This window comes from Microbacterium sp. (assembly GCF_052102115.1).
Classification (GTDB): domain Bacteria; phylum Actinomycetota; class Actinomycetes; order Actinomycetales; family Microbacteriaceae; genus Microbacterium.
Genome location: NZ_JBQDVP010000020.1, coordinates 25,915 through 49,616, shown reverse-complemented (window position 1 = coordinate 49,616; position 23,702 = coordinate 25,915). Strand labels below are relative to the sequence as shown.

Here is a 23,702-nt window from a genome sequence, read left to right as displayed (position 1 = left end):
AGCCGATCACCGCCGAACTCGGCGGCGTCTCGCCGATCATCGTCGTGCCCGGCGAGTGGTCGGATGCCGATCTGACCTTCCAGGCGGAGCACATCGCGACCATGCGCCTGCAGAACTGCGGGCACAACTGCATCGCCGGACAGGTCGTGATCATGTCGTCGGACTGGGCGCAGGCGGATGCGTTCCGCGCGGCGCTCCGCCGTGCCTACGCGAAAGCTCCGGAGCGTCCCAACTGGTACCCGCACTCCGAGGAGCGGATGCAGCAGGCGAACGACGATTACCCCGACGCCCTCGTGCTCGGTGACCGGCTGCTCATCGAACTCGATGCCGACGACGATGCGACCGCGCTGCAGAACACCGAGTACTTCGCTCCCGTGCTCGGCGTCGTCACTCTCCCCGGCACCGGGCAGGGGTTCCTCGACGCCGCGGTCTCGCACGCGAACGACGAGCTACAGGGCACCCTCGGCGCCAACCTGCTGATCGACCCGGCCACGCAGAAATCGCTCGGCACCGGGTTCGAGCGCGCCATCACCCAGCTGCGGTACGGCTCGATCGCGATCAACGCTTGGACGGCGGTCGGCTTCATCACCCCGACCCTGACGTGGGGCGCTTTCCCCGGAAACACCCTCGATGACGTCGGCAGCGGCATCGGCGTCGTGCACAACGCGCTGCTGCTCGACCGCGTGGAGCGCTCGGTGCTGCGCGGACCGTTCCGGCCCTTCCCCCGGTCACTTCCGGTGATCAACGGCGGTGGCCGGTTCGCGATCCTGCCGAAGCCGCCGTGGTTCGTCACGGCACGAACCGGCGCGGTCGTCAGCGAGGGGCTCACCCGGTTCCGGGCGAACGGCGGGATGCTCGGGCTCGTGAAGACACTGCTGCAGGCGCTGCGCGCGTAGGGGCCCGTTTCGACTCGCCTCCGGCTCGCTCAACGCGTTTCGTCTCGCTCCGCTCGCTCAACGACCCGCGACCGCCGCACAACCGGGCGTTGAGCGTAGCGTCCGTTTCGTCTCGACCCGTGGCCCGCATAACCGGGCGTTGAGCGGAGTCGCCGGAGGCGACGCAGACGAAACGGGTTGAGCGAGCGGAGCGAGTCGAAACCGCCTTCACACTGCCCTACGCTCGTCAGCCCCCGTCACCGCTCCGTGAAGCCGTCGGTCGCCTCGCGCAGCGCCAGCTGGATGCCGGGCTCGGATGCCGCGTGCCCGGCATCGTCGACCACGACGAAGCGAGCTTCGGGCCAGGCCGTGTGGAGGTCCCACGCCGTCATCATCGGCGTGCACACGTCGTAGCGCCCCTGGACGATGACGGTGGGGATGTGCCGGATCGCATCCACCCCGGCGATCAGCTGCCCCTCCGTCCACCAGCCGCGGTTGACGAAGTAGTGGTTCTCGATGCGGGCGAAGGCGACGGCCGTGGCATCCTCGGTCATGCGATCGACCGTGTCGGCGTCGGGGCGCAACGTGATCGTCGAGCCCTCCCACGTCGACCAGGCCCGCGCAGCGGGCACGTGCACGGCCGGATCGGCGTCGAACAGGCGGCGGTGGTAGGCCTCGATCATCCGGTTGCGTTCGAGCACCGGGATCTGCGCGACGAACCCCTCCCACAGGTCGGGGAACAGCGCGGCGGCGCCGCCCTCATAGAACCACTCCAGCTCCGCACGGCGCAGCGTGAAGATGCCGCGCAGCACGAGCTCGGTGACCGCACCCGGGTGTGCCTGCGCGTAGGCGAGAGCAAGGGCGCTGCCCCACGATCCACCGAAGACCTGCCACTTCTCGATGCCGAGGTTCTTGCGCAGCAGCTCGATGTCGGCGATCAGATGTGACGTGGTGTTGAACCTCATGTCGACGTCCGGAGCGCTGGCGTGCGGCGTGCTCCGCCCGCACCCGCGCTGGTCGAACAGGACGATCCGGTACTTCTCGGGGTCGAAGAAACGGCGGTGCCACGGGGCGATACCGCCGCCTGGTCCGCCGTGCAGGAACACGACTGGCTTGCCTTCGGGGTTGCCGCTGACCTCCCAGAACACCCGCTGGCCGTCGCCGACGGGCAGCATCCCGCTGTCATACGGTTCGATCGACGGATACAGTGCGTCCGTGTTCATGCTCATCCCCCGGTGAGTCTGTGGTTTCCGCCGGCGTCGGCGGACTCCTCACCGTATCGCGCAGATACCGCGCACCCGCGGAACCACGCGGCTCAGAGCTGGCTGCCGTCCACCGCGAAGGTGTCGCAGCTGCCGAGCCCGTTCTGGTAGCCGCTCGCGAACCAGCCCTGGCGCTGCTGGCTCGACCCGTGGGTCCAGGACTCCGGGTTGCTGAAGCCGGACTGCTCCTGGATGTGGTCGTCGCCGACGGCGAAGGCCGCATTCAGAGCGTCTTCGATCTGGGCCTCGGTCGGCGTCTCGAGGTAGGCGACCCCGTTCTCGTCGGTCTGGTCGGCCGCGGCGGCCAGCCAGGCGCCGGCGTAGCAGTCGGCCTGCAGCTCGGTGCGCACACTGTTGCTGTCTGGACCGGTGCCGTTGTTCGGATACTGACTCATGGTGCCGGTGATGTTCTGGATGTGGTGGCCCCACTCGTGCCCGACGATGTAGAGCTGGGCGAGTTCACCCGCGGATGCACCGAACTGCTGCCGCATGATCTGGAAGAAGTCCGGGTCGATGTACACACCCTGCTCGGGAGGGCAGTAGAACGGTCCGACGGAGTTGGATGCCGTGCCGCACTGCGTCGACGTCTGCCCGTGGAAGACGTACAGCTGCGGCGGCGTGTACCCCTCGACCTGCTGCTCCCAGTAACCATCGAGCAGCACCTGCGCGCCGGCCATACGGCAGTCGTCCTGCGTGTTGGCGTCCTCCCCGGACTCGCACGCCAGCACCGTCTCGCCGGCATCGGACGGGCTGCCGCCCTGAGTTCCGCCGCCGAGCAGTCCGGTCAAGTCGACGCCGAGCAGCGGCCCCGCGATGAGCGCGATGATCCCGAGCAGCCCGACGCCGCCGACGCCGGCGATCGCGGCGGTGCGACCGGGGCGCCGGGTGCGATGGCTAGAGATGTCGGAGTCGGGGTTGAACGTCATGGCATGAGAGTACCCCGCAGGAGCCCGCGGCCCGTAGGCTCGTTCTCATGGCGACGACGATCACGATCACGGGTGCTGGCGGACAGATCGGGTACGCGCTGCTCTTCCGCATCGCTGCCGGCGACATGCTGGGCCCCGACGAGAAGGTGCGGCTGCGGCTGCTCGAGATCCCGCAGGGTGTGAAAGCAGCCGAAGGCGCGGCCCTGGAACTCCACGATGGCGCATTCGACCTGCTCGAGAGCGTCGAGGTCACCGATGACGCGGCCACCGGTTTCGACGGCTGCAACCTCGCGCTGCTCGTCGGCGCGCGCCCGCGCGGCCCCGGAATGGAGCGCGGCGACCTGCTCGCAGCCAACGCCGGGATCTTCGGGCCGCAGGGGCAGACGATCGCCGCGCGGGCCGCCGCCGATGTGCGGGTGACGGTGGTGGGCAACCCGGCGAACACGAACGCGCTGATCGCCGCAGCATCCGCCGACGGCGTCCCCGCCGACCGCTTCAGCGCCCTCACGCGTCTCGACGAGAACCGTGCACGGGCGCAGGTCGCCGCGGCGCTGGATGCTCCGGTTTCCGGCATCCGTCGGGTGTCGATCTGGGGAAACCACTCCGCCACGCAGTTCCCCGACCTCGCTCACGCAACCGTCGACGGCCGGCCGGTGCTCGACGCGCTCGGCGAGCGGATGGATGACGTCCGTGGGTGGCTGGAGGAGACGTTCATCCCCCGCGTCGCGAAGCGCGGCGCCGAGATCATCGAGGTGCGCGGCTCGTCGTCCGTGGCATCCGCCGCGAACGCCGCGATCGAGCACACCCGCGACTGGGTCGCCGGTACCGACGACTGGACCAGCGCCGGCGTCGTCTCGCGCGGGGAGTACGGTGTTCCCGCCGGACTCGTGTCGTCCTTTCCGGTGCGGGCGGTCGGCGGCCAGTGGCAGATCGTCGAAGGACTCGAACTGGATGACTGGGCACGCGCACGCATCGACACCTCGGTCGCGGAGCTGGTCGAAGAGCGCGAAGCGGTGCGCGCGCTCGGGGTCTTGTGAAGCTCTCCACGCAGGGCAGAATGGATGCCGGAGGTGCGACCATGGGCGATACGCATGACATCACGGATGCTGCACTGACGAGTCCGCTGCATCTGCCGCATGCCGCGGCCGAGTGCCCGAAGTGCCTGGCGAACGACGATCACGGCTGGTGGTCGGCGCGTCCCGAGGGCGCGCGGTTGGTCGGGCTGGTCGTGGCGCGCGAGGGGATGCCGTCAGTCACGGAGCAGCGCGAGGACCTCACCCGATTCGGCGTGCCGATCGAGGGGTTCCGGCACCCGGCGCCGGACATCCTGGAGAGCTGGGAAGGTCGGGTCACACGGCTGCTGGACACTCTGCAGCGAGGAGATGTGGTTGTGGTCGCGAACGTGCACGCCCTCGGGCGCGACCGCGATGAGGAGACCCGAACAGCGGCAGCGCTGCGCAGCCGCGGGATCATGGTGAAGGTGCTCGGCCACCACGCCCGTCACCTCGCCGACGCCGCGCGCTGATCGACCAGCGTCACCGCGAGAACCCTTCGCCCGCCGTGGCGGCGTCCTGTCCTGGTCACTCGCTCCAGTGATCAATCCCCGTACGGGGCCTTCGGAAGCTCGGTCGGCGACGGCTGTGGTTCGATCGGCTCCCCATCCTCGGTGTGGTACACCGGACTCCCCTCCTCGGGGAAGTAGAACCGCGGCTGCCAGTCCGGCCCCTCAAAGGCGGGGATTCGCCGAGAGGCCCCCTTGTAGACCAGGCCGCCGCCGAAGACCATATCCGACAGATCCGCCGCGTCACCGGGGAAGCAGCCGGGACTCGCCGTGACCCGAATATGGTTCTGGTCGGGGCGCACCGTCACGACCCCACGACCGACGTCGCCACCGGTGCCGATCACGTTGATCTCCTGCCGGTCGCCTTTACCGTATGTCGCAGTCGCAGCCTCCATACCCGCGTCCTCGAATGACGTCGTCGCCGCGGCGACGACGTCGTCGACATCGCGGTCGCCCAGCTCGAGCAACCGTGCCCAGGAAAAGGCGAAGCCGGTCAGCTCGCCGTTGATCCGGCACGGGATGGGTGACGCGCCGAACGATCCCTGATCGACGGGCCACTCGGTCTCATCGATGGCCATGATGACCGAGTGCATGGTCGTCGCGTAGGCGACGTAGCGCTGTTCACCATCACGGTAGAGGGCGTCACCGGTCGGTGCCGCAGTGAAGCCGCAGCTCGTCATCGTCATCACCATGCCGACGGCCATCGCCGCCACCAGTCCGTTCCGCACCTTGCCGCGCATCTTCACCCTCCACCCCGCAGGCGCACCCAGAGCGGGTCGGCCTCGCTCACCCCCGAGATCAGGCGCATGACGCCCCCAGCCTGACCCAGGCCACTCGCGAGCGAGATGAGCCCGACGACGAGCGCCGCCACCGTCGTCATGTCGAAGCCCTCGACGATGCCGCGGATGAACAGAGCGATCCCCGACACGGCCACGAGCAGCGCCAAACTCACCGTGACGAGCCGCGCGAAGATCGGCGGCTCGAAGTTCGTCGTCCGCGCGAGCACCCATCCCCCGGCGCCCCGGGCCCGCACCCCCCGCGTGTAGGGCAGGCGCATCCACGCGGCGGCGGCGCGCGTCAGCTGCCGTCCACTGTGCCAGAGGCGCACCAGCATCCACACTCCTACGCCGGCGATCGCCAGCATGATGACGACCATCACGATGTCGAAACCGGTGGCCCGCACCCCCGGAGCCGTCATGCTGACGCCCACGCCCACGCCGATGAAAGACCCCGCGACAGCCAGCACGTATGCGACCAGTCCCAGCAGCCACCGCGACCACCGCTCGTAGTCCGCGCGCAGCACTTCCGCGGTGCTGTCGGCCTGGAGCACGGCGGAGGTCTGATCGGGCAACGCGAGGCGGGCGCGCGCCCGCTCACCGATCATCGCGAAAGCCCTGCTCACGTTTCCGCCAACTGCGAAAAGGCACCCCGGATGCATCCCGTGCGGCGCGTGGACTCCTGCGTCCGCCAGGTCACCATGTCATCATCGGGAACGCGTCCGCTGACGCGTTCCGCGTAGCCGAGCAGTGCCCCCGGCATGAGAAGGTCACCGCTGTCCGACATTCCGCTCTTCTCGTCCGGCCGATCATGCTGCCCCCGTAGGCGGCTCTGGCCCCGCGCATCATCCTATGCCGAGACGTCTGAGTCGGAGTGCGTCCGGTTCCTTTCCCTCGAGGCATTCCGGCATCCACCTCCCGACATCCGGCACGTGACCGTCACCTCGCCGACGCCGCGCGCTGACGCTCGAGCCTCAGTCGTCCGGGTCGGACTCGTCCTGCAGTGTGATGTCGTCGACGAGCGGAAGGTCGGCGCGGGTGACCACCTGCGACGTCACGGCATATTCGACCAGACGCGCACGGCGATTGGTGGCGAGCTTGCCAGGCCCTCCACGGAGGCCCTGAACGCCCATGCGATCGAGCTTGTCGCAGACATTGTCGAGCTTGCGGTTGAACTTGCTCATCGTCCAACCGAGCCGCTCGGCGGCCGCGCTGGATGACGGCAGTTCATTCATGCTCACGCCCTCGCGCCGCAGCATCGGCTCGGCGAGCGCCACGATCAACTGCTTCTGCAGCTTCGTGAAGCTCACGGGCATCACTGTCGTCTCTCCGCTCATCGATGCCTCGACATGGCGCGACACCCCGTACGGGGCCTCTTCGGTGAGCAGATTCAGCTCGTACGTCACCGGGCCAGCAGTGAAGACGATCACGCTGCGCTCGAAAACCAACGGCATTCTCGCGCTCGGTGACAGCCAGGACTGCACGGCACCGCCGGCACTGGAGACCGTCGCCGCAAGGCGCACCCCCACGTTCGTCAGCCACCACAGCCCGTCGTGGTGCTGCAGCTTGAGAAAGTGCCGGTGCAGGTACGGATTGTCATCGATCTCGAGGTCGCCCTCGCGGCCGATGATGAACGGTCTGTCTGCGGGCAGCTCGTGCCACTCCCCGGCGAATTCCAGGTGCAACGGCACCGCTGCACGCCCTTCTTTCGGCTCAGCATCCTCTTCCAGCGCCGTGGCAGTACTCGGCTCAGTCACGTATCGACCCCCTCGGCGAACATCCTGCCATGCGAACGCGTCAGGCGTGTGAACACCACAGAACCTCAGCTCAGCTGTTCTGCGTCCTTCGCCGGATCTCCTCATACAGACGGTCGGTCTCGGCTCTCTGCGCGGCGACGGTGGTCACCGTCGCCGGGTCGACCGGTTCGAAGGTGTCGACGAGGTTTCCGATCCGCTCCGCCGTCATCCGGTAGGCCTGCTGGCCTCCCCCCTGGTCCCGAGCCATGCCGCTGGGCCAGACGTCGGGCTGCGCACCAGCGACGCCGACCCTCCACCCGAACGGTTCGAGCTCTTCGCGAACGAGGCAGAGCGCTTCGAACGCATCGTCGGCTCGAGCCTGGACCGTGCCGAATCCGCGCGATCGAACCTCCACGATCCACGAGTAGGTCGGATCGAGGTACCAGGCGACGGTCGCATCACGCGCAAGACCGTCCCTGCTCACTTGTACCGACCGTGAGCCGCCGCTCATGAGTCCATGACCGTGGTCGGAACGATAATGATGACGGTCTCCGCTCCGTTGTCGCGCGGCGTCACTCCACGCACGCCCGAACCGGCTCCGAGGCGCGCCCGTCGCCGCGTCGCAGCATCACATCGACGCACACCTGTCCGGATGCCGCGCCCTCGAAGGTAACCCTGGTCTCTTCCGTGGTCTCGGTGGCGCCGCCGCCGGCGAGGTCGACCGTGTTCCACAGGTACAGGTCACCGTCCTCCGGGGACGGATTCTTCCAGCTGAAGGTGATCGCGGTGCCGTTGCGCTCTCCGGCGAGCTCGCCGACCGAGGGCACGGCGTGTGAGACCGGATCCTTCGGAATGACTTCGTCCTGCGTGGCCACCGGGTCGGGCTCTTCGTCTTGGCCTCCGCCGAGCATACTGACGCCGAGCACCGTGCCGCCGACGAGTACGACTGCAGCGGCGGCGATGCCGATCCACATGCCGACGCGGGGCTTGCGCTTCTCCTCGGTCGCAGCGTTCTCGGCCGCGGGCAGGTGCGCATCCGGCGGAACCGACGACGGCGCCGGCTGCAGGGCGGATGCGTCGGGAGACACCGTGCGTGGGCCGCGCACCACGGTGCGATCCTCATCGATCGGTGCGGATGCCGCGCTCTCTCCCCCGGGACGCAGCACCGTGTCCGCTGCGGCCGAGGCGGACAGACCGGGGTCGAATCGGGGTCCGGGTTCCGCTGGGGCTGCGGCCGGCTGCGGCGAACCGAACGGACGGGTCGTCGCGGACGGGCGGGTGTGCCCGGCATCCGGCTCGATGTTGACGACGTTGCGAACGCGTGTCAGGCCGTCGTCGTCGTCTTCGGAATCCTCCGGCAGCGGATGATCATCGACGATGTCGATCGGCGTGACCGAGTGCGCGAGCTCGATCTGCACCTTCTGCAGAGCACGCGCGAAGGCGACGGCACTCGGGTAGCGGACGTCGGGGCTCTTCGCCATTGCCCGCTCGAGCACCTGCTGCAGGCTGGCGGGAGAATCACCCCGTACGAGCGGGGGCAGCGGCGTGCGCTCGATGCGCTCGATGAGGTCGGCGCTGGTGTTGCGCTCCCCTGGGCGTTCGAACGGAGAGCGCCCGGCGAGCAGCGTGTACAGAGTCGCCCCCAGGGCGAACACATCGGAGCGCGCGCCCCCCAATGGCGGGTCGGCGAAGAACTCGGGCGGCGACCAGGGGATCGACATGCCGCTGGCCTCGGTCACCGCACCTGTCCTCGAGGCGATACCGAAGTCGGTCAGCGCCGGCCGGTTGTACTCGGTGACGAGGATGTTCGCCGGTTTGATGTCGCGGTGCAGCACCCCGGCACGGTGCGCGGTCTCGACGGCGCCGGCGACCTGGATGCCGACGCGCAGCGCCTCAGCGACCGACAGCGGCTCTTTGCGTGCGCGGGTCTGCAGATTCGGGCGGGGACAGTTCTCCATCACGATGTACGGGCGGCCGTCGCCGGCAACTCCGGACTGGTAGATGGTGACGATCGCAGGATGTGTCGACAGCATGGCCATGACGTTGGCCTCGTCGGCGAACTCCTGGGCGGCGCCGCTGGAGATCCGGTCGGCGAGCAGCACCTTCACGGCGACGCGCCGCTTGGGCATCTGCTGCTCGTAGAGGAAGACGTCGGCGAAGCCGCCGGTGCCGAGAACGCTGACGTAGGTGAAGCCCGGGAGGTCGGGAGGTGGAGAAGGGGGTCTGCTCACGGCAGATCCTCGAACACGACGGTCACGCCGTCGCCGAGGTCCACGACATCGTCAGAGAGTACGAGGGTCTGCTCACCGGGGTGCAACCGCAGCGGGTCGGAGCCCGAGCGCAGCAACGTGGAGCCGTTCGTCGTGTGCAGGTCGACGACCACGACTGTGTCTCCCTCCGGACGGATCTCGAGGTGGCTGCGCGAGATGTCCTGCTGGGGGCTCTCGACCGCGATCAGGTGCGGCAGGTCAGCCCCGCTCGCACGTGTGGACCGGGGCCGGCGACCGATGATCACGGTGCGGTCGAGAGTGACGACCTGGCCAGTGGAGACGCGCACCCGCCCGGCCGACTCCGCGACCACGGGAAGCACGGCGGTCGGCGCATCCGGCTCGGCGGCCGGGACGTTCTGCCGGAGTGCTCGCGCTTCGGCGACCGAGATCGTCGCACCGTCATGGTCGCCGTCGACCGGGGCCGGAGGCGCGGGCGGAGCCGGTGGCGGGGCGACCGCGCCCGCCGTCGCGATGGTCGCACCGAACAGCTGGTCGAACTCGTCCGAGTCGGATGAGTAGGTCGCCTCGGAGGGCACCAGCGTGGCGCCTTCGACGACGTCTTCGTCAGCAGTCGGGAGCTCGGGAATCTCCTCGGTCGCGGGCTCGGCGAGGTCCTCGGCCGGTGCCGGATCCTCAACGAGCTCCGGCTCCGGTTCTTCAATCGGTTCCGGTTCCTCAAGGGACTCCGGATCTCCAATCGACTCCGATTCCTCGACGGACTCCGATTCCTCAGCCGGCATGGATGCTTCGACCGGCTCCGACTCTTCGGGAGTCTCCTCGACCAGCGGGACGGGCACGACCGGCATCGCCGGGTCGAGCGCCTCGGCGTCCGATTTCTCAGGCTCTGCAGCCTCGGGCTCCTCGACGACGGTGTCTGCCGGTTCGATATCGGCGCGGACCGATGCCGCCCGCACGACACCGCCCGTGATCGGCAGTTCGGCGCCCGCATCGGCGTCACCGGCCGTGATCGCGATCCGGCTCGCGTTCGCGACGAATCGTTCACTCCAGGTCGTGACGTTGGAGCCGTTGAAGGTCTCGTGCCCTTCCGGGCCGGTGACGGCGACAGTGGCATCGCCCCGCACGGCGATGCGCGCGTTCGGTCCCTCCATCACGACCGCTGCGAAGGGCAGCATCGCCGCGAAGGAACCCGAGGCCTGTTCGGTGAGCGCATCGATGACGGCGGCGAGCTCGCCGACCGGGCGTTCGCGTTCCCACAGCCGGGTGATGAGCTCATCCGGCGCGTCGGGCGACAGCGCGATCAGCGCGCCGGGAGCCACGAGGATGGACCACTGTCCAGGTCGATAGGTCGTCTGCATCAGCCGATCCCTCCTACGACGGCCTCGCGAGGCCGGGTATCTTCGTCGATGTCGTCATCGGCGCGCATCTGCACGCCCGGGCGGGATGCCACCGAGACGGCATCCACTACCACGACGGTGATGTTGTCTCTGCCGCCAGCGTCGACGGCCTCACTGACCAGTACGCCGGCCGCGGTCTGCGGATCGGATTCTGCGGTCAGAACCTCGAGGATCCGCGCGTCTGGCACCTCGGAGGAGAGGCCATCCGAGCAGATCAGCATCCGGTCTCCCAGCTCGGCGGGGAACATCCAGAAGTCGGGGTCGCCCGTGCTGCCCGCGCCGATCGCCCGCGTGATGATATTGCGCCGGTGATCCGACGCAGCATCGGCGAGATCGAGCTCGCCGGTCTCGATAAGCTCCTGCACGACGGAATGGTCGACGCTGATCTGCTCCAGCTCACCCCCCGAGAGCCGATAGGTACGCGAGTCGCCGATGTTGAAGGCCAGCCAGTAGCCCATGCCGTCGACGTCGGCGAGGACGACACCGCTCAGTGTCGTACCGGCACGGCCTGAGGCTGACACCGATAGAGCGTCCACGGCGTCGCGCGCACGGCTGAGCACGTCGAGCACGTCATCGAGCACGAGGTTCAGTCGGCCGAGGTACGGCGAGAACTCAGCGATGACGGCGGCGCTGGCGCGCTCCCCCGCCTCGTGCCCGCCCATGCCGTCAGCGACCGCGAACACCGGTGTGCTGGCCAGCAGTGCGTCTTCGTTCAGGGCGCGCCGGAGCCCGGTGTGCGTCGATGATCCCGACGAGACGATCAGGGGTGCGGTCATGCGTAGCCTCCGATGGTCACGATGCGGTCGCCGATCTCGATCGCATCTCCCAGGCGCACCCGCACCTGCTCACCGGGTGTGCACGCGATGCGCTGCCCGTCGCGCACGATGACGGTGCCGTTCGTGGAGTGCCGGTCGACGACCCACCCACCGGATGCCTCAGCGGCAGCCTCGAAGTGCGTCTTCGACAGCGACAGTGTCTCGTCGCGCACGGACACGACCGCGGCGCCCTCTTCGGGCGCGGGATTGCGGCCGAACAGCGTGCGCCGAGAGACGGCCACCCGGGTGCCGTCGTCCCACGTGAAGACGAGTCGGTGTCCGGGGATGCTGATGCGGGTGTCCTCGACGTCAAGGATGTCCACCTCGGCAGGCACCTCCGGAACCGGGGTCGCGTCCGGAGCAGCAGGCGCGTCCGGAGTTTCCGGCGCTTCCGGAGCCGCGGGCGGAGCCGGCGTGCGGCGCTCGGGCGGGCTGTCCTGCGTGATCCCGGGGACGAACGCGATCAGCGCTTCCTCGTTCGCGACCGGAGCAGCCGGATGCGCGATCGGAGCCGGCGGTTCGGGCGCCTGCAGGTCCGGGACCGGAGGGGCAGGCATCTGGCGAGCGGGTGCGGCCGGCCGCCGGACGTCCTCGGCGCGAACGGTCTCATCGATCGCTGGAGCGTCCATCGCTGGAGCATCCATCGCCGCTGGAGAAACCGGCGTCTCGGGGGCGGTGGGGTACGCCGGCTGCGCCGCAGGGTACGCATAACCAGTGGGCTGCGTCGGCGTCGCCAGCCCTGGGATCGGAGGTGCGCCGTTCGGGAGGGCGCTGCCCGGCGTCTCATTCGGCATCGACGGACGAGGCGGCACGGTCACCGCCTGCGTCAGCGGGGCCGTGATCGCGCCGCCGCCGGCACGCGCGTCGAGCATCAGAGACCCGACGACCTTGTCGTGCCAGCCCTGAAAGCGCCCGGAACCGTCGAACAGCGGGGTGAAGTAGCCGACGACGATGGCTGCCGAGAGACCGAAGATGATGTTGCGCAGCAGCGCCTTGCCGAATCCGAGAGGCGTGCCATCGGCCTCGCGCACGAGCCGCAGCCCCTGCGCGCGCATGCCGATCGAGCCGTTCCCGGCCTGCATGAAGGTGTAGAACACGAACCAGCCCACCAGCAGCAGCCAGATGATCGGGCCGCCGACGGCGAGGACGCCGAGCATCCCCTCTGGTCCCGCGATCACGGAGAAGATGGTCAGCAAGATCGACAGGATGATCCCGATCCCGGCCGCGATCAGGGCATCGATGATGTATGCCACTGCACGGCGTGACGTCGGGGCGACGGTGCCGAACGACGGTTGCGTCATGGTGTCTCGCTCTCGGGTGCTTCGGGAGTGCTGTTCTTGATGGTGCCAGGTTCTCGCCGGATGCGCGCAGTCGCGGCATCCTTCAGGTTCTGGAATCCAGATGACAGGGCCGATCCGCCCAGCAGTGATCGCAGACTGAGTCGCGCCTTCATGCGCTTCCAGAACCCCGCCTCGCTGCCCAGGCCCACGACGATGCCGTCGACTTCCTGCCAGAATGCGTCGACGTCTTCGACGCTCGGGTCGCGCGGGCCGAAGACCTCGGCATCCGCGCGATCGGCGAGCATCGTGACGGTCGGCACGGCGAGGGAACCGGCCAGCAGCGAGGCCTCCTCGCCGCGGGTCGCGCCCGCGGTCAGGCGGGCACCGTAGTCGACGGCGCGGTCGGTGAGTTCGTCCCACCCGCCGGCGATCCGGTCGGCGGTGCGCTCAGCGCTGCGACGGGCACGACGACGCGAGGCCTTCCAAGCACCGATGATGATGAACGGCGCGGCGAGCAGCGCGAGGATGCCGAGCGAGATGCCGCCGATCAGGAGGATCGCGCCGATGATGCCGAGGATGTTCAGCGATTCGTCCTCGGACTCGCGGTCATCCGGCAGCGTCGGCGGAAGATCGACTGGCTCCTGCGGCGGAGGCGGCGGCTGCAGCACCTGCGGCTTCGGGTCGGCGCGCGGCTTCGTGTTCTGGTCGTTCGGCACCTGATCCTCGGGCGGTGTCGGGTCGAACGGCACCCAGCCGAACCCGTCGAAGTTCACCTCGACCCAGGCGTGGATGTTCTCTCCGTTCGCGGCGAAGCTCGCAGCGCCGGCATCCTTCTCGTCGGGGTAGAAGCCCATCACGACGCGCGCAGGGATCCCGAGCTCGCCGGAGAGCAGCGCCATGGCGACGGCGTACTGCTCGTCGTCGCCGATCATCTGGTCTCCGCCGATGAGCGCAGAGATGCGCTCCGAGGTGTGTCCGGAGCGGGAGAGGACCTCGCCCTCCAGCCCGTGGCTGAAGAAGCCGTCCTCCGAGAGGAAGCTCGACAGCGCCTGCACCTGCTCGACGGGCGTCGTCGCCTCCGAGACGACCTCGGCGGCCAGCGAGGTGAGCTCTTCGGGCACGTTGTCGTTCTTCGGCAGACGCACGGATCCGAACTCCGCCTCGGCGAGCTGCTCGTCTGTGACGGTCGCCGGCACCGTCGTCTGCACGGTGTAGCTGTCCCCCGTGCTCAGACCGGGCGTGGCCACCGCGGTCGCCGATCCGCTGCTGTAGTACGTCGACCGGCGCAGGGCATCGGCGTCATCGCCTTCGAAGCGGATCTCGGAGACGAGACCGGCCTGCGGCACCCAGACGTCGTTGTACCCGTCGATCTCGACCTGCAACGTGACCGGGAGCCCCTCGGCATCGGGCGACATATTCGAGCGGATCGGCGCGAAAGCGCTCGAGGTGCCCGGGCCGCCGTCGACGACGTTGATCACCTGTCCGTCGAACTCGTCCATGGCCGCGAGCCGGATGCGTGCGTCTTCCGGCAGACCCTGAACGGTGAACAGCGTGCTGTCCGCGTCGTCGCGGACGTGTCCGCGGAATGATTGCAGCGCGCTCGGGAAATCGCGCACGTCGAAGGGCGGGATGATCGTGTCGCGCAGGACGTGGCGGACCTCGGCGGGGGCGGTCAAAGCGCTGGTGGCGACGCCCGCTCCGGCGGCGACGACGAGCACGGCCGCGCCGGAGATGAGGCGGCGCATGCGCATCTGGTTCGCCCGAGCGGCGTCGACTTCGCCGACGGACACCGCGGCGTTCTGCGGCGCCCAGATCTGCCGCACCGCGAGCCAGGCGATGCTCGCGATGGCGAACACGGCGCCCTGGATGACGGGAACGGCGGGCTCGGGCGTGCCGAGGGCAATGACGGCGGCGAGGAGCGCGCCCGCCGGGATCAGGGCCCAGGCCGGCTGCCGCAGCCGCAGCGCGAGGGATGCCGTGAGCACCGCCGTCACGAGCAGGAGCAGGAACGGGACGATGAAGTGCCCGTCGGCGCCCGCAACGGGAGCGACCGTGGTGAGCATCTGCTTCCACGACGTGATGACGCCGACCGCGAGCTGCTGGAGCGTGTCGATGGACGGGATGATCCCGAGGATCGTCGTGTGCGGCAGCGCAAGTGCACCGCCGAACACGAAGTAGGCCAGCATGGTCAGCCCGGTGACGATGAGCACACCCCAGTGGCGCCAGGCCGACACGACCGCGATGGCGATGCCGATCAGCACTCCGCCGAGCGCCGCCCCCAGGAAGCTGGGGCCGGCGAAGCTCGGCCAGAAGCCGACCACCGAGGTGCCGAGGAGCACGATGACGGCACCGATGTCGAGCATCCAGCGGCGCAGCGGAATCCCCCCGATGGATGCCGGCGAGGCGGATGCCGGGGACGTCTGCGCGCTCATGCGAGCACCTTCTGCAGTGCGAGCGGGATCTGCTGCAGGGTTCCGACGCTGACGACGTCTGCTTCGCCGATGCGGCGCAGCGCCGGCATCTCGACGTTGGTGTCGGCGACGATCGCGATGACCTTGGCGCCGAAGGGCAGGCGCGCGCAGGCGACTCGGAGGTCTTCGTTCGAGACTCTGTTTCCGCACACCAGCACGACGACGCTGGCCAGTGGCAGCGTGGCCGCGATGACACCGCTGAGCTCGGCGATGCCGCCCTCACGTGACTTCGAGGACTCGACGCCGGCGAGCGAGTCGAGCAACTGCTTGCCGGTGCCGGCGCGCAGTTCACCGCCCTGCACCCGCACGTCCACCCGCTGCGAGTCGCGGATCGCACGCAGGCCGATGGAGCCGGCCACCGAGATGCCGAGCTCGAGGTCGGCATCGACAGCGTAGTCGCCACTCGAACGAGACAGGCCGATCACGAAGTGCGAACGCCGGGTCTCTTCGTACTGCCGCACCATCATCACACCGGTGCGCGCGGTGGAGCGCCAATGCACGTGGCGCAGGTCGTCGCCGGGCTGGTACTCGTTGAGCGCGTGGAACGAGACATCGTCTCGGGAGAGATCGGCGGCGGGAAGACCTTCGAGGTCGCGCAGGAAGCCCAGCGACTGCCCGTCGAACAGCACGGTCTGCGGGTGCACGTACAGGTCGACGGGGTCATCACGCCGATGCGCCCGCTCGAAAAGGCCGAGCGGATCGCCGCGGACGACGCTGACCGGTCCGACTTCGACGACGCCCCGTCGCTGGGTGGGGATAGCGAACAGTTCTTCGGCCTTCTCCCCCGGCGCGAGGCGCTGGATGCCGAACTCGCCGCGGCCGCTGCCGACGGGCAGCACGACGCGCGAGGGCAGAATGGCACGGCTGCCGGGGTTCGCCAGGGTCAATGCACCCACAGCGCGCTCGCCGACGACGACCCGGGTGCGGGCGAGGTCGAGCGCCACGTCGTACTCCGTACGGCCGATGAGGAACAGCGCACACAGCAGCAGCGTGATCGTGATGATCACCGCGGCGATGATCAGCTCCATCCACCCCAGAGCGCTGCCCATGATCCAGAACATGATCGCCAGCGCGATGAGCACCCACGCCAGCGGCCGGATCACCGCGGCGATCTTCTGCAGACGCCCCCCGACGCGCGCGCCGATGAGCGCCGCGATGTCACGCCAGCCGGCGTCTCGAGCGTTCTCGGGTGCGGCGGACAGTGTCTGTGCCGTCATCAAGCCGCCGTTCGCGCCTGGGGGGCCGCGACGCGCTCGATCACGCGGGCTACGACGACATCGGCGGTTGTACCGGCGAACTCCGCCTCGGCGTCGAGCAGCAGGCGGTGCTGCCAGGCGGGTGCCACCAGCGCCTTGATGTCGTCGGGCAGCACGTAGTGCCGGCCGCGGGACGCTGCCCACACCTTGGCCAGTCGCACCATGGCGATCGCGCCGCGCACGGAGACGCCGAGACGCACGCCCGCATCTTCACGAGTCGCCTCGGCGAGCTCGGCGACATACTGCAGCACGGCCGGTTCGACGTGCACGCTGGCGGCCAGATCGGCCATGTCGGCGACAGCACTGGTGGTGATGATCGCGCTCAGGTGCGCCGACGGGTTGCGGTCGGATGCTCCGGCGAGGATGCTCGCAGTCGTCGCGAGGTCGGGGTAGCCGATCGAGGTCTTGATGAGGAACCGGTCAAGCTGCGCCTCGGGGAGCTTGTAAGTTCCGGCCTGCTCGACCGGGTTCTGCGTCGCGATCACGAGGAACGGCCGGCCCGCCTCGTGGGTCACGCCGTCGACCGTCACCTTGGACTCCTCCATGACCTCGAGCAGCGCCGACTGGGTCTTGGGGGAGGCACGGTTGATCTCGTCAGCCAGGACGATGGATGCGAAGATCGGGCCCTTGTGGAACTCGAACTTGTGCGCCTGCTGGTCGTAGATCGTGACGCCGGTGACGTCGGAGGGCAGCAGGTCGGGTGTGAACTGGATGCGCGAACTCGTGCCCTGCACGGTCGCCGCCAGCGCCTTCGCGAGGCTCGTCTTGCCAGTTCCTGGCGCGTCCTCGAGGAGGACGTGGCCCTCGGCGAGCATGGCTGCCAGCACCAGGCCGACGACCTCGTGCTTGCCCTGCACGGCCTTGTCGATGTTCTCGACGAGACGGGTGAAGGTGCCCTGGAACCAGGCCGCCTGTTCGGGGGTCATTGTCATGTCAATTCATTCCTCTTGCTCTGTGCTCAGCACTCACCAGGCGCGTTTCTCATACGCCTTGCCATCGATCACGACCCACACGTCGGAGCCCGCGTACCCGAAGTAGCAGTCGAGCTGCTTCGTGCTGTTCGCGGGAAGGTTCTCCGTCCGCGTGCTGCCGATCTGCCCCTGGTCGGACATGCATGAGAGCTGGTGATCACCGGCGGGGAAGTCCTTGGTGTTCAGTTTGAAGTGGGCGCAGGAGGCGTCGTTGCAGTTGTCCTTCCCCTGTGCCGACGATCCACGCGTCACCCAGATGCGCGGGTCCGGCTTCGCGTCCGTCGTCGCGGAGTCGGAAGCGACGGCGGACCACGTGCTGTCGTTCTTGACCCGCACTTCGATCTTGATCGTCTGCGAGTACGGTGCGCCGTACTGCCGGGAACCGTCAGCACCCACGCTCTGCCAGGTGCCGGGCGTCCCCGGACCGGTCACCCTGATCTGCGTGTCGGTGATGCCCTTGCCGTTGGTGCCGTTGTTGCCCCACGACACCGTCACGTTCGAACCGTTGTTCCGAGCACCGGCTTTCGGCTGTGGCGGAACGCCGTACGGCGTCACGGCCTTCGACGACGCCGATGCGGCGCCGGTGTAACTGCCCGTGCCGGTGTTCGACAGCGCGCGGATCTGCACCGTGTAGCGCGTGCCGTTGCTGAGTCCGCCGATCCTGTTGTGCGTGAGATTCTGCCAACTGCCGCTGTTCAGCCGGTACTGGTAACTGATCTCCCCCGCCTTGGCACCGTTTCGCTGTTCGGCGTTCAACGCGTAGTTGTCGGCGATCGTGATGGAGCCGTCACCGGCCGAGATCGACGGAGTCCGCGGCGCATCCGGCCTGATCGCCCCACGACGCTCCGCCGACGGCGCACTCCATTCACCCCATCCGGCCTTGTTGTGTGCGTGGACGATGTAGGTGTAACCGGCCTCGTCCGTCTTCACCCTCACGGCCTGGCTGGTCTGCCCCGCCCCCACAGAGATGGTGTCCACCGTCGATCCGCCGCGCAGCACCTGCAGCTGGTAGCCGTCGATCGACGCGCCGTTGTTGTTCGGAGCCTTCCACGTGACACGCATCTGTGCTTGGCTGCCGACTGGTTCGAGCTCGGCCGTGGACGGCGCACCCGGCTGCAGCGGAGGCCCGGCCGGAATCTCGTCCAGCGACCAGCCGCTCCACGTCGACGGTTCCGGTGCCTTGTTCACGGCCTGCACCCGCACCTGATACGAGGTGCCGTTCTCGAGCCCCTTCCACGTGAGCGAGTTGCCGGTCACGCCGGTCTTCTCGGCGACGCCCGAAGGCGGCGCCGGAGAGATCTGCAGGTTGTACGACTCCACCGGGGAACCGGGGGTCGTCGGCGTCTTCCACGCGACGTCGATCGACTTGTCGCCGAAGTCCAGCGTCGGTGAGGCGGGGGTGTCCGGGCGGGCGTCGGGGCGTGCGACAGCCGAGGCTCCCGACGGCTCGGAGTCGCCGACGCGGTTGGTCGCGACCGCCTCGAAGGTGTACTCGACGTTGTTCGTCAAGCCGTCCAGCGTGCAGGTCGTCGTATCGCACTGCTTGCTGTACCCACTGCCGCTCGTGCTCTTGACCGTGTAGTGCGTGATCTCGGCGCCGTTGTTCGACGGGGCCGAGAACGACACCACCACAGTGCGATCCTGCACACTGGTCACCTGTGGGCGGCCCGGTGCCTCCGGGACACCTTGCACGGTCAGCACGATGCGGCCGTCCACCTGCCGGTCGGGATCCCCGGTGGCATCTTCGATCGTGTAGCGGACCACCAGCGTGCCGACGAATTCCTCACTCGGGGTGACCTGCACCTGGTCGCCCTCGACGCTGGCGCTGCCGGAACCGCTCTCCGGCGACGCCGACACGACCTCCAGCGGGGTGTCCGGGAACGGGTTGAAGTCGTTGTCGAGCACCGGCACCATGATCGTCTCGCCCTGGTCGGCCTCGTCGATCGTGTCGGTGTTCGCAGTAGCGGGCGACCGGGTCGACGCTGTGACATTCACGACCACGGTGCCCTCGACCGGATCCGTCTCGCCGTCGGAGACGCGGATCGTCAGCGTCTGGGCAGTGCCCTTCTTGGCGTTCGATGCCGCTTCAACCGACAGCGTGCTGCCCTCGACGGTGGCACTGACGCCGTCACTGCCACCGTCCTCGAGCGAATAGGAGTGCTCGCCTTCATCGTCCTTGTCGGGATCAGTGGTCAGCGCCGCGAGATCAAGCGTCGTGGCATCCTCCCCCGGCGCGACATTCACCTCACCGCGCGTGAACGTCGGCTGCTGATTGTCCGGCGGAAGCACCGTGATCGGGATCGTCAAGGTGGCCTTGCGTCCCTCCGGATCGTCGGGTCCCGCGCCGTCGGTGACCTCGAACGCGATGCCGTCCTCGCCGTAGTAGCCGGGCGCGGAGGTGTAGACGAGTGTGCTGCCGTCCTTCACCAGATTGGAACCATCCGCATGAGCGGCACTCACCGTGGCATGCTCGGTGATCGTCACCGAGCCGCCGCCGGCGACCGTGACGTACTCGTCGAGCGGCAGTTCCTTGGTCTCGCCGCTGACCACCTCGACCGGTGTGGTCGAGGTGAGAGCGGGCCGGAGATCCTTGATCGCCGGGACGAAGATGAACGCCGAAGTCGACAGGTCGTCGCGATCGGTGAGCGTGTAGCGGATGAGCTGCATCTCTTCGCCGACGGTGACGCGAACCGTGCCGTCTTCGAGCAGCGTGCCGCCCTCGTCGACCTCGACGTCGAGACCGTCGGTGGTGCCATCGGGATCCTCATCGTTGCCGAGGATGTCGACATTGGTGGTGAGCTCGCCGTCGGTCAGGTCCGCGGGCAGCACGCGGTCGTCGCGGGCGATCGGCGCCAGCAGCGGCACATCCTCATCAACCGTGATCTGCAGCACCGCCTGCGCGGTCGCGCCGCGCGCATCGCTGATCGTGTACTGCAGTGACGTCTCGGCCGCGCGATCCGGTGCCTGCACGAGCACGCGGTCGCCCGAGACGCGGGCGGTCATGCCGTCGAGTTCGGGGAGGACAAGCCCGTCTTCCACGAGCGCGATCTCATCGCCCTCAGGGTCGGAGTCGTTCAGCATCACCGGCACGGCGATTTCACGCCCTGGTCGCACGACCACGGCATCCTTCACGGCATACGGCGCCTGGTTCGCATCTTCGGCCGGGGCGATGCCGACGCGCACAGTGGCCGTGCCCTCCTTGCCGAGGCGATCACGCACCCGGTACGAGAACGTGTCGACGCCCGACGAATCGGCATACGCCTCGTAGACGAAATAGTTCTGGGCGACCTCGATGATGCGGCCCCTCTTCGGGCTGGTCGCGGGACCGATGAGCTCCACGGAGTCGCCGTCGGCGTCGAGGCCATCCAGCGGCACAGCGATGTTGGCCGTGCTGCCGCTGAGCACGCGCGACGTGATGTCCTGCGGACGCGGGGCGGCGTTGTCCTCCTGCTCGGGGACGATCTGGATCGTGATGTACCCGCCGACCTTGTTGCCGCGCGTATCCGAGACCTCATAGGTCGCATAGACCGTCTTCGCCTCCGGGCCAGCCCGGAATCGAACCGTATCCTGCGAGACGAAGATCTCGCCGTCCTCAGGGTCGACGAACGGCTCGACGAGCTCGGGCTCGAGGGTGAGCGCATCGCCCGTCGGACTCGTATCGTTCTCGAGCACGGGGATCGTCACCACGTCGTTGACGCGGACCACCGCCTGGTCGGGGGTCGCGACCGGCGGGAGAATCTTCTCCGGAGCGGGTATGGGTATGACGACCACCTCGCCCTCGGCGGTCTTCGACCCGTTCGAGATGCGATAGCTGATCGTCACCTGCTCGTCGAGAGCGCCCTGGTCGCCGATCCGAAGCGATTCGTGGTTCAGCACGGAGACGGAGATGCCGCTGCCGGGTTCGACGGTGACCGATTGCACGACAAGGATGCCACCGGAGGGGTCGGTGTCGTTGTTCAGCACACCCAGCAGCACCTCGCCGCCGGTCGGCAGCAGGGCGACGTCACGCACCGCGACCGGCGGCTGGTCCTGCTCGTTCGCGTCTGCGACATCGATGCGTACGATGCCCGGCACGCCGTTGGGGCCCGCCGCCACTTCGTACAGCACGTAGTAGACGCCCTTCGTCGGCGCGCTGAAGGTGAACGACTTGTTCGGGTAGTCGGGCTCGATCGTCGCACCCGGGGTCTCGTCGCCGTTCACGCGGGTCAGGCGCAGGGGCTCGCGACCGGAGCTGGAGTCGTTGGCCAGCGGCGAGACGGTCACCTGCTCGCCGACGCGGGTCATCACGTGATCGGCGTTCGTCTTCGGCAGAGTCGACCCCGCCGGACGCACATCGAGCACGAGAGTGCCCGTCGCGATCTCGCCGAGGGCGTCGGCCACCGAGACCTCAACCTCTTTGCGGCCCTGCAGGCTCGCGGTCGCCCGGTAAGTGATCTGACCGTCGGTCGTGAACTCGACTTCGTCGCCGGGGGCCGCGACGACATTACGCAGGTAGACGTCGTCGCCCTCGGGGTCGATCCAGTCGGGCAGGATGTTGTACGAGACGGTGCCGCCGGTCTCGATCGCGAGAGCGGTGGTGCGTTTCGGTTTCGGGGCCGTGTTGGTGTCCCAGTCCTTCACCGACAGATTGACGCTGGCGGTATCCGTGCCTCCTCGGCCGTCGTCCACCTCATATGTGAATGAGGCTGCCCCCGAAGCATCCTCGTCGACGTCGATCTGCAGCGACCCGCCGTCGTAGATGGGCTGCACCTCCCCGATCGACGGCTGCTCCTCGGCGACCGAGGCGACCAGCACGTCGCCGTCGGGGTCGTTGTCGTTGTCGAGGACCGGCAGTGCCGTGGTCTGGCCGGGACGCACACCGTAATCGTCGTCCTCGGCGACCGGGGGCGTGTTCACGTCGGTGCGCACGGGAAGAGTGGTCTCCACCGTCTCCTGCGTGGTGTCCTCTTCGTCTTCGGTCTCGCCCTCTGGCGGGGTCAGGTCGTTCCAGTTGTCGACCTGCTGCAGGCTGTCATCGGCCAGCCACGCCGCACCACTGACCGTGTCGTTGAGGATGATCACGTCGCGGTTGACGCGGAAGGTCAGCGACGCCGAACGTTCGACGCCAGGAACCTCGGCCTGCACGTCACTGTCTTCACCCGGGCATTCGCGCACGAACTGACTGGACCCCGCCCAGGCTCCGTAGGTGCAGCCCAGCAGCGAGACCGGCGCCGCCGGAGTGCCCTGGCCGCCGGCCTCGGTCGCCTCGATCTCGCCGCCGTCGAGGGGCACTTCGAGCAGCTGGGTGGAGGTCGCCACGGTGACGCCTTCGGTCGCCGAAGACGCCTGCTGCAGCACAGCGGTGTCTGCCTCGATGATCTCGGTGCGGAAGCCCCCCGGTGTCATGACCGCGCTGTCGGCGGGAGCGAGCACGACCGGTGTCGTTCCGACCGCCGTAATCGTCGGGGCCAGCGACGTATCGACCTCGCCGAGTGATGCCGTCTGCGGTTCCAGGGCCTCGCCCTGGTTGTCGACCGGGATCGTGACGACCTCAGCGCGTTCGCCCGAGACGGCATATACCGTGCCGTCCTGCCCGACGGTCACGTCGGAGTCCTTCCCCAGTTCGACCAGCGGATCGGCGCCCTGCACCTCGAACCCGGCGATCCCCTTGACCGGGAGCACCCAGAGGTCACCGGACTCGCTGTCGAGGATGGCAGCGGTCTGCGATCCGAGTTCGACCTTCGCGGAACCGGGGATCGTCGCGCTGTCGCCGAGCGACACCCGAGACGGGTCGACAGCGGTGAGCGTGGCGTTGGTGTTGTCGGTGACGAGGACCGTGGACTCGTCCTGCAGGATGTCGAAGCTCTCACCCGTCGTACGCAGGCCGCCGTCGAGCAGCGTCGACTCGTTGTTGAAGTGACCGACCATGAGGGCCGATGACTTGGTGATCCAGACGCCGCCGTCGTTCAGGTCGACCTTGGTGGTCGGGTTGCCCTCATAGGCGAAGGCGAGCGTGCCGATGGCGAGGATGCCGGCTGTGAGACCCGCGATCGATGCCGCAGTCTTCGGCTTCGCGCGCATCCATGACAGCGCCTTCATCCTTAGTTTCCCCCCGGGTGGATTTCACAACAGTGCGCCGGATCATCCGACCCCGGGCGCACCGGTACAT

General features: G+C 68.4%; 17 protein-coding genes and 1 pseudogene. 3 read left to right on the top strand and 15 right to left on the bottom strand.

Annotated features, from left to right (window positions below):
* Positions 1 to 896: pseudogene (locus ACTICP_RS08415) on the top strand (aldehyde dehydrogenase family protein); the annotation flags it as partial.
* Positions 897 to 1,132: 236 nt separating this feature from the next.
* On the opposite strand, the gene pip reads toward ACTICP_RS08415, so the two are convergent.
* A complete protein-coding gene (pip, locus tag ACTICP_RS08410) occupies positions 1,133 to 2,104 on the bottom strand; it encodes a prolyl aminopeptidase (RefSeq protein WP_441891325.1) in 972 nt (323 codons plus the stop codon).
* 86 nt (positions 2,105 to 2,190) lie between these two features.
* The gene (ypfJ, locus tag ACTICP_RS08405; RefSeq protein WP_441891323.1) at positions 2,191 to 3,063 is read right to left on the bottom strand and encodes a KPN_02809 family neutral zinc metallopeptidase; all 873 of its coding nucleotides are present in this window, start codon (positions 3,061 to 3,063) and stop codon (positions 2,191 to 2,193) included.
* Positions 3,064 to 3,110: 47 nt separating this feature from the next.
* On the opposite strand from ypfJ, the gene ACTICP_RS08400 reads away from it, so the two are divergent.
* On the top strand, positions 3,111 to 4,100 hold the full coding sequence (locus ACTICP_RS08400; protein WP_441891321.1) for a malate dehydrogenase: 990 nt from the start codon (positions 3,111 to 3,113) through the stop codon (positions 4,098 to 4,100).
* Between the two features lie 41 nt (positions 4,101 to 4,141).
* A complete protein-coding gene (locus ACTICP_RS08395) occupies positions 4,142 to 4,588 on the top strand; it encodes a dehydrogenase (protein WP_441891319.1) in 447 nt (148 codons plus the stop codon).
* A gap of 71 nt (positions 4,589 to 4,659) precedes the next feature.
* Here ACTICP_RS08395 and ACTICP_RS08390 read toward each other — a convergent pair whose 3' ends face one another.
* The 13 genes from ACTICP_RS08390 to ACTICP_RS08330 all read right to left on the bottom strand — a co-directional run bounded on the left by ACTICP_RS08390 (position 4,660) and on the right by ACTICP_RS08330 (position 23,632).
* Positions 4,660 to 5,364 carry a hypothetical protein gene (locus tag ACTICP_RS08390; RefSeq protein WP_441891317.1) on the bottom strand — a complete coding sequence of 235 codons (705 nt, stop codon included), beginning with the start codon at positions 5,362 to 5,364 and terminating at the stop codon, positions 4,660 to 4,662.
* A 2-nt stretch (positions 5,365 to 5,366) separates the two neighbouring features.
* Positions 5,367 to 6,026: a hypothetical protein gene (locus ACTICP_RS08385; RefSeq protein WP_441891316.1), complete on the bottom strand. Its 660-nt coding sequence runs from the start codon at positions 6,024 to 6,026 to the stop codon at positions 5,367 to 5,369.
* Positions 6,023 to 6,187: a hypothetical protein gene (locus ACTICP_RS08380; RefSeq protein WP_441891314.1), complete on the bottom strand. Its 165-nt coding sequence runs from the start codon at positions 6,185 to 6,187 to the stop codon at positions 6,023 to 6,025. The genes ACTICP_RS08385 and ACTICP_RS08380 overlap by 4 nt, the downstream gene beginning before the upstream one ends.
* A 187-nt stretch (positions 6,188 to 6,374) precedes the next feature.
* Entirely contained in the window at positions 6,375 to 7,085 is a 711-nt protein-coding gene (locus ACTICP_RS08375) for a hypothetical protein (RefSeq protein ID WP_441891327.1), read from the bottom strand.
* Between the two features lie 142 nt (positions 7,086 to 7,227).
* The gene (locus ACTICP_RS08370) at positions 7,228 to 7,620 is read right to left on the bottom strand and encodes a hypothetical protein (RefSeq protein WP_441891312.1); all 393 of its coding nucleotides are present in this window, start codon (positions 7,618 to 7,620) and stop codon (positions 7,228 to 7,230) included.
* An 88-nt stretch (positions 7,621 to 7,708) separates the two neighbouring features.
* The gene (locus ACTICP_RS08365) at positions 7,709 to 9,367 is read right to left on the bottom strand and encodes a serine/threonine-protein kinase (protein ID WP_441891310.1); all 1,659 of its coding nucleotides are present in this window, start codon (positions 9,365 to 9,367) and stop codon (positions 7,709 to 7,711) included.
* Positions 9,364 to 10,722, bottom strand: coding sequence for an FHA domain-containing protein (locus tag ACTICP_RS08360; protein WP_441891308.1), 1,359 nt, complete (start codon positions 10,720 to 10,722; stop codon positions 9,364 to 9,366). Before ACTICP_RS08360 ends, ACTICP_RS08365 begins: the two co-directional genes overlap by 4 nt.
* Positions 10,722 to 11,537, bottom strand: a complete 816-nt coding sequence (locus tag ACTICP_RS08355; protein ID WP_441838932.1) for a PP2C family protein-serine/threonine phosphatase — start codon at positions 11,535 to 11,537, stop codon at positions 10,722 to 10,724. The genes ACTICP_RS08360 and ACTICP_RS08355 overlap by 1 nt, the downstream gene beginning before the upstream one ends.
* Positions 11,534 to 12,877 (bottom strand): RDD family protein, encoded by a 1,344-nt coding sequence (locus tag ACTICP_RS08350; RefSeq protein WP_441891306.1) that lies wholly within the window; start codon positions 12,875 to 12,877, stop codon positions 11,534 to 11,536. Before ACTICP_RS08350 ends, ACTICP_RS08355 begins: the two co-directional genes overlap by 4 nt.
* Positions 12,874 to 15,288: a transglutaminase family protein gene (locus tag ACTICP_RS08345; protein WP_441891304.1), complete on the bottom strand. Its 2,415-nt coding sequence runs from the start codon at positions 15,286 to 15,288 to the stop codon at positions 12,874 to 12,876. The genes ACTICP_RS08350 and ACTICP_RS08345 overlap by 4 nt, the downstream gene beginning before the upstream one ends.
* A complete protein-coding gene (locus ACTICP_RS08340; RefSeq protein WP_441891302.1) occupies positions 15,285 to 16,544 on the bottom strand; it encodes a DUF58 domain-containing protein in 1,260 nt (419 codons plus the stop codon). Before ACTICP_RS08340 ends, ACTICP_RS08345 begins: the two co-directional genes overlap by 4 nt.
* Complete coding sequence (locus ACTICP_RS08335) at positions 16,544 to 17,515, bottom strand: AAA family ATPase (RefSeq protein WP_441891300.1); 972 nt, start codon at positions 17,513 to 17,515, stop codon at positions 16,544 to 16,546. Before ACTICP_RS08335 ends, ACTICP_RS08340 begins: the two co-directional genes overlap by 1 nt.
* A 33-nt stretch (positions 17,516 to 17,548) precedes the next feature.
* Entirely contained in the window at positions 17,549 to 23,632 is a 6,084-nt protein-coding gene (locus tag ACTICP_RS08330; protein WP_441891298.1) for an Ig-like domain-containing protein, read from the bottom strand.
* Between the last annotated feature and the right edge of the window lie 70 nt (positions 23,633 to 23,702).

Excerpts from the sequence above, each read along its gene's own strand:
- ACTICP_RS08360 (WP_441891308.1), bottom strand. The coding sequence starts at position 10,722 with ATGCAGACGACCTATCGACCTGGACAGTGGTCCATCCTCGTGGCTCCC.
- ACTICP_RS08350 (WP_441891306.1), bottom strand. The coding sequence starts at position 12,877 with ATGACGCAACCGTCGTTCGGCACCGTCGCCCCGACGTCACGCCGTGCA.
- ypfJ (WP_441891323.1), bottom strand. The coding sequence starts at position 3,063 with ATGACGTTCAACCCCGACTCCGACATCTCTAGCCATCGCACCCGGCGC.
- ACTICP_RS08395 (WP_441891319.1), top strand. The coding sequence starts at position 4,142 with ATGGGCGATACGCATGACATCACGGATGCTGCACTGACGAGTCCGCTG.
- ACTICP_RS08390 (WP_441891317.1), bottom strand. The coding sequence starts at position 5,364 with ATGCGCGGCAAGGTGCGGAACGGACTGGTGGCGGCGATGGCCGTCGGC.
- ACTICP_RS08380 (WP_441891314.1), bottom strand. The coding sequence starts at position 6,187 with ATGTCGGACAGCGGTGACCTTCTCATGCCGGGGGCACTGCTCGGCTAC.
- ACTICP_RS08345 (WP_441891304.1), bottom strand. The coding sequence starts at position 15,288 with ATGAGCGCGCAGACGTCCCCGGCATCCGCCTCGCCGGCATCCATCGGG.
- ACTICP_RS08355 (WP_441838932.1), bottom strand. The coding sequence starts at position 11,537 with ATGACCGCACCCCTGATCGTCTCGTCGGGATCATCGACGCACACCGGG.
- ACTICP_RS08340 (WP_441891302.1), bottom strand. The coding sequence starts at position 16,544 with ATGACGGCACAGACACTGTCCGCCGCACCCGAGAACGCTCGAGACGCC.
- ACTICP_RS08400 (WP_441891321.1), top strand. The coding sequence starts at position 3,111 with ATGGCGACGACGATCACGATCACGGGTGCTGGCGGACAGATCGGGTAC.
- pip (WP_441891325.1), bottom strand. The coding sequence starts at position 2,104 with ATGAGCATGAACACGGACGCACTGTATCCGTCGATCGAACCGTATGAC.
- ACTICP_RS08330 (WP_441891298.1), bottom strand. The coding sequence starts at position 23,632 with ATGAAGGCGCTGTCATGGATGCGCGCGAAGCCGAAGACTGCGGCATCG.
- ACTICP_RS08335 (WP_441891300.1), bottom strand. The coding sequence starts at position 17,515 with ATGACAATGACCCCCGAACAGGCGGCCTGGTTCCAGGGCACCTTCACC.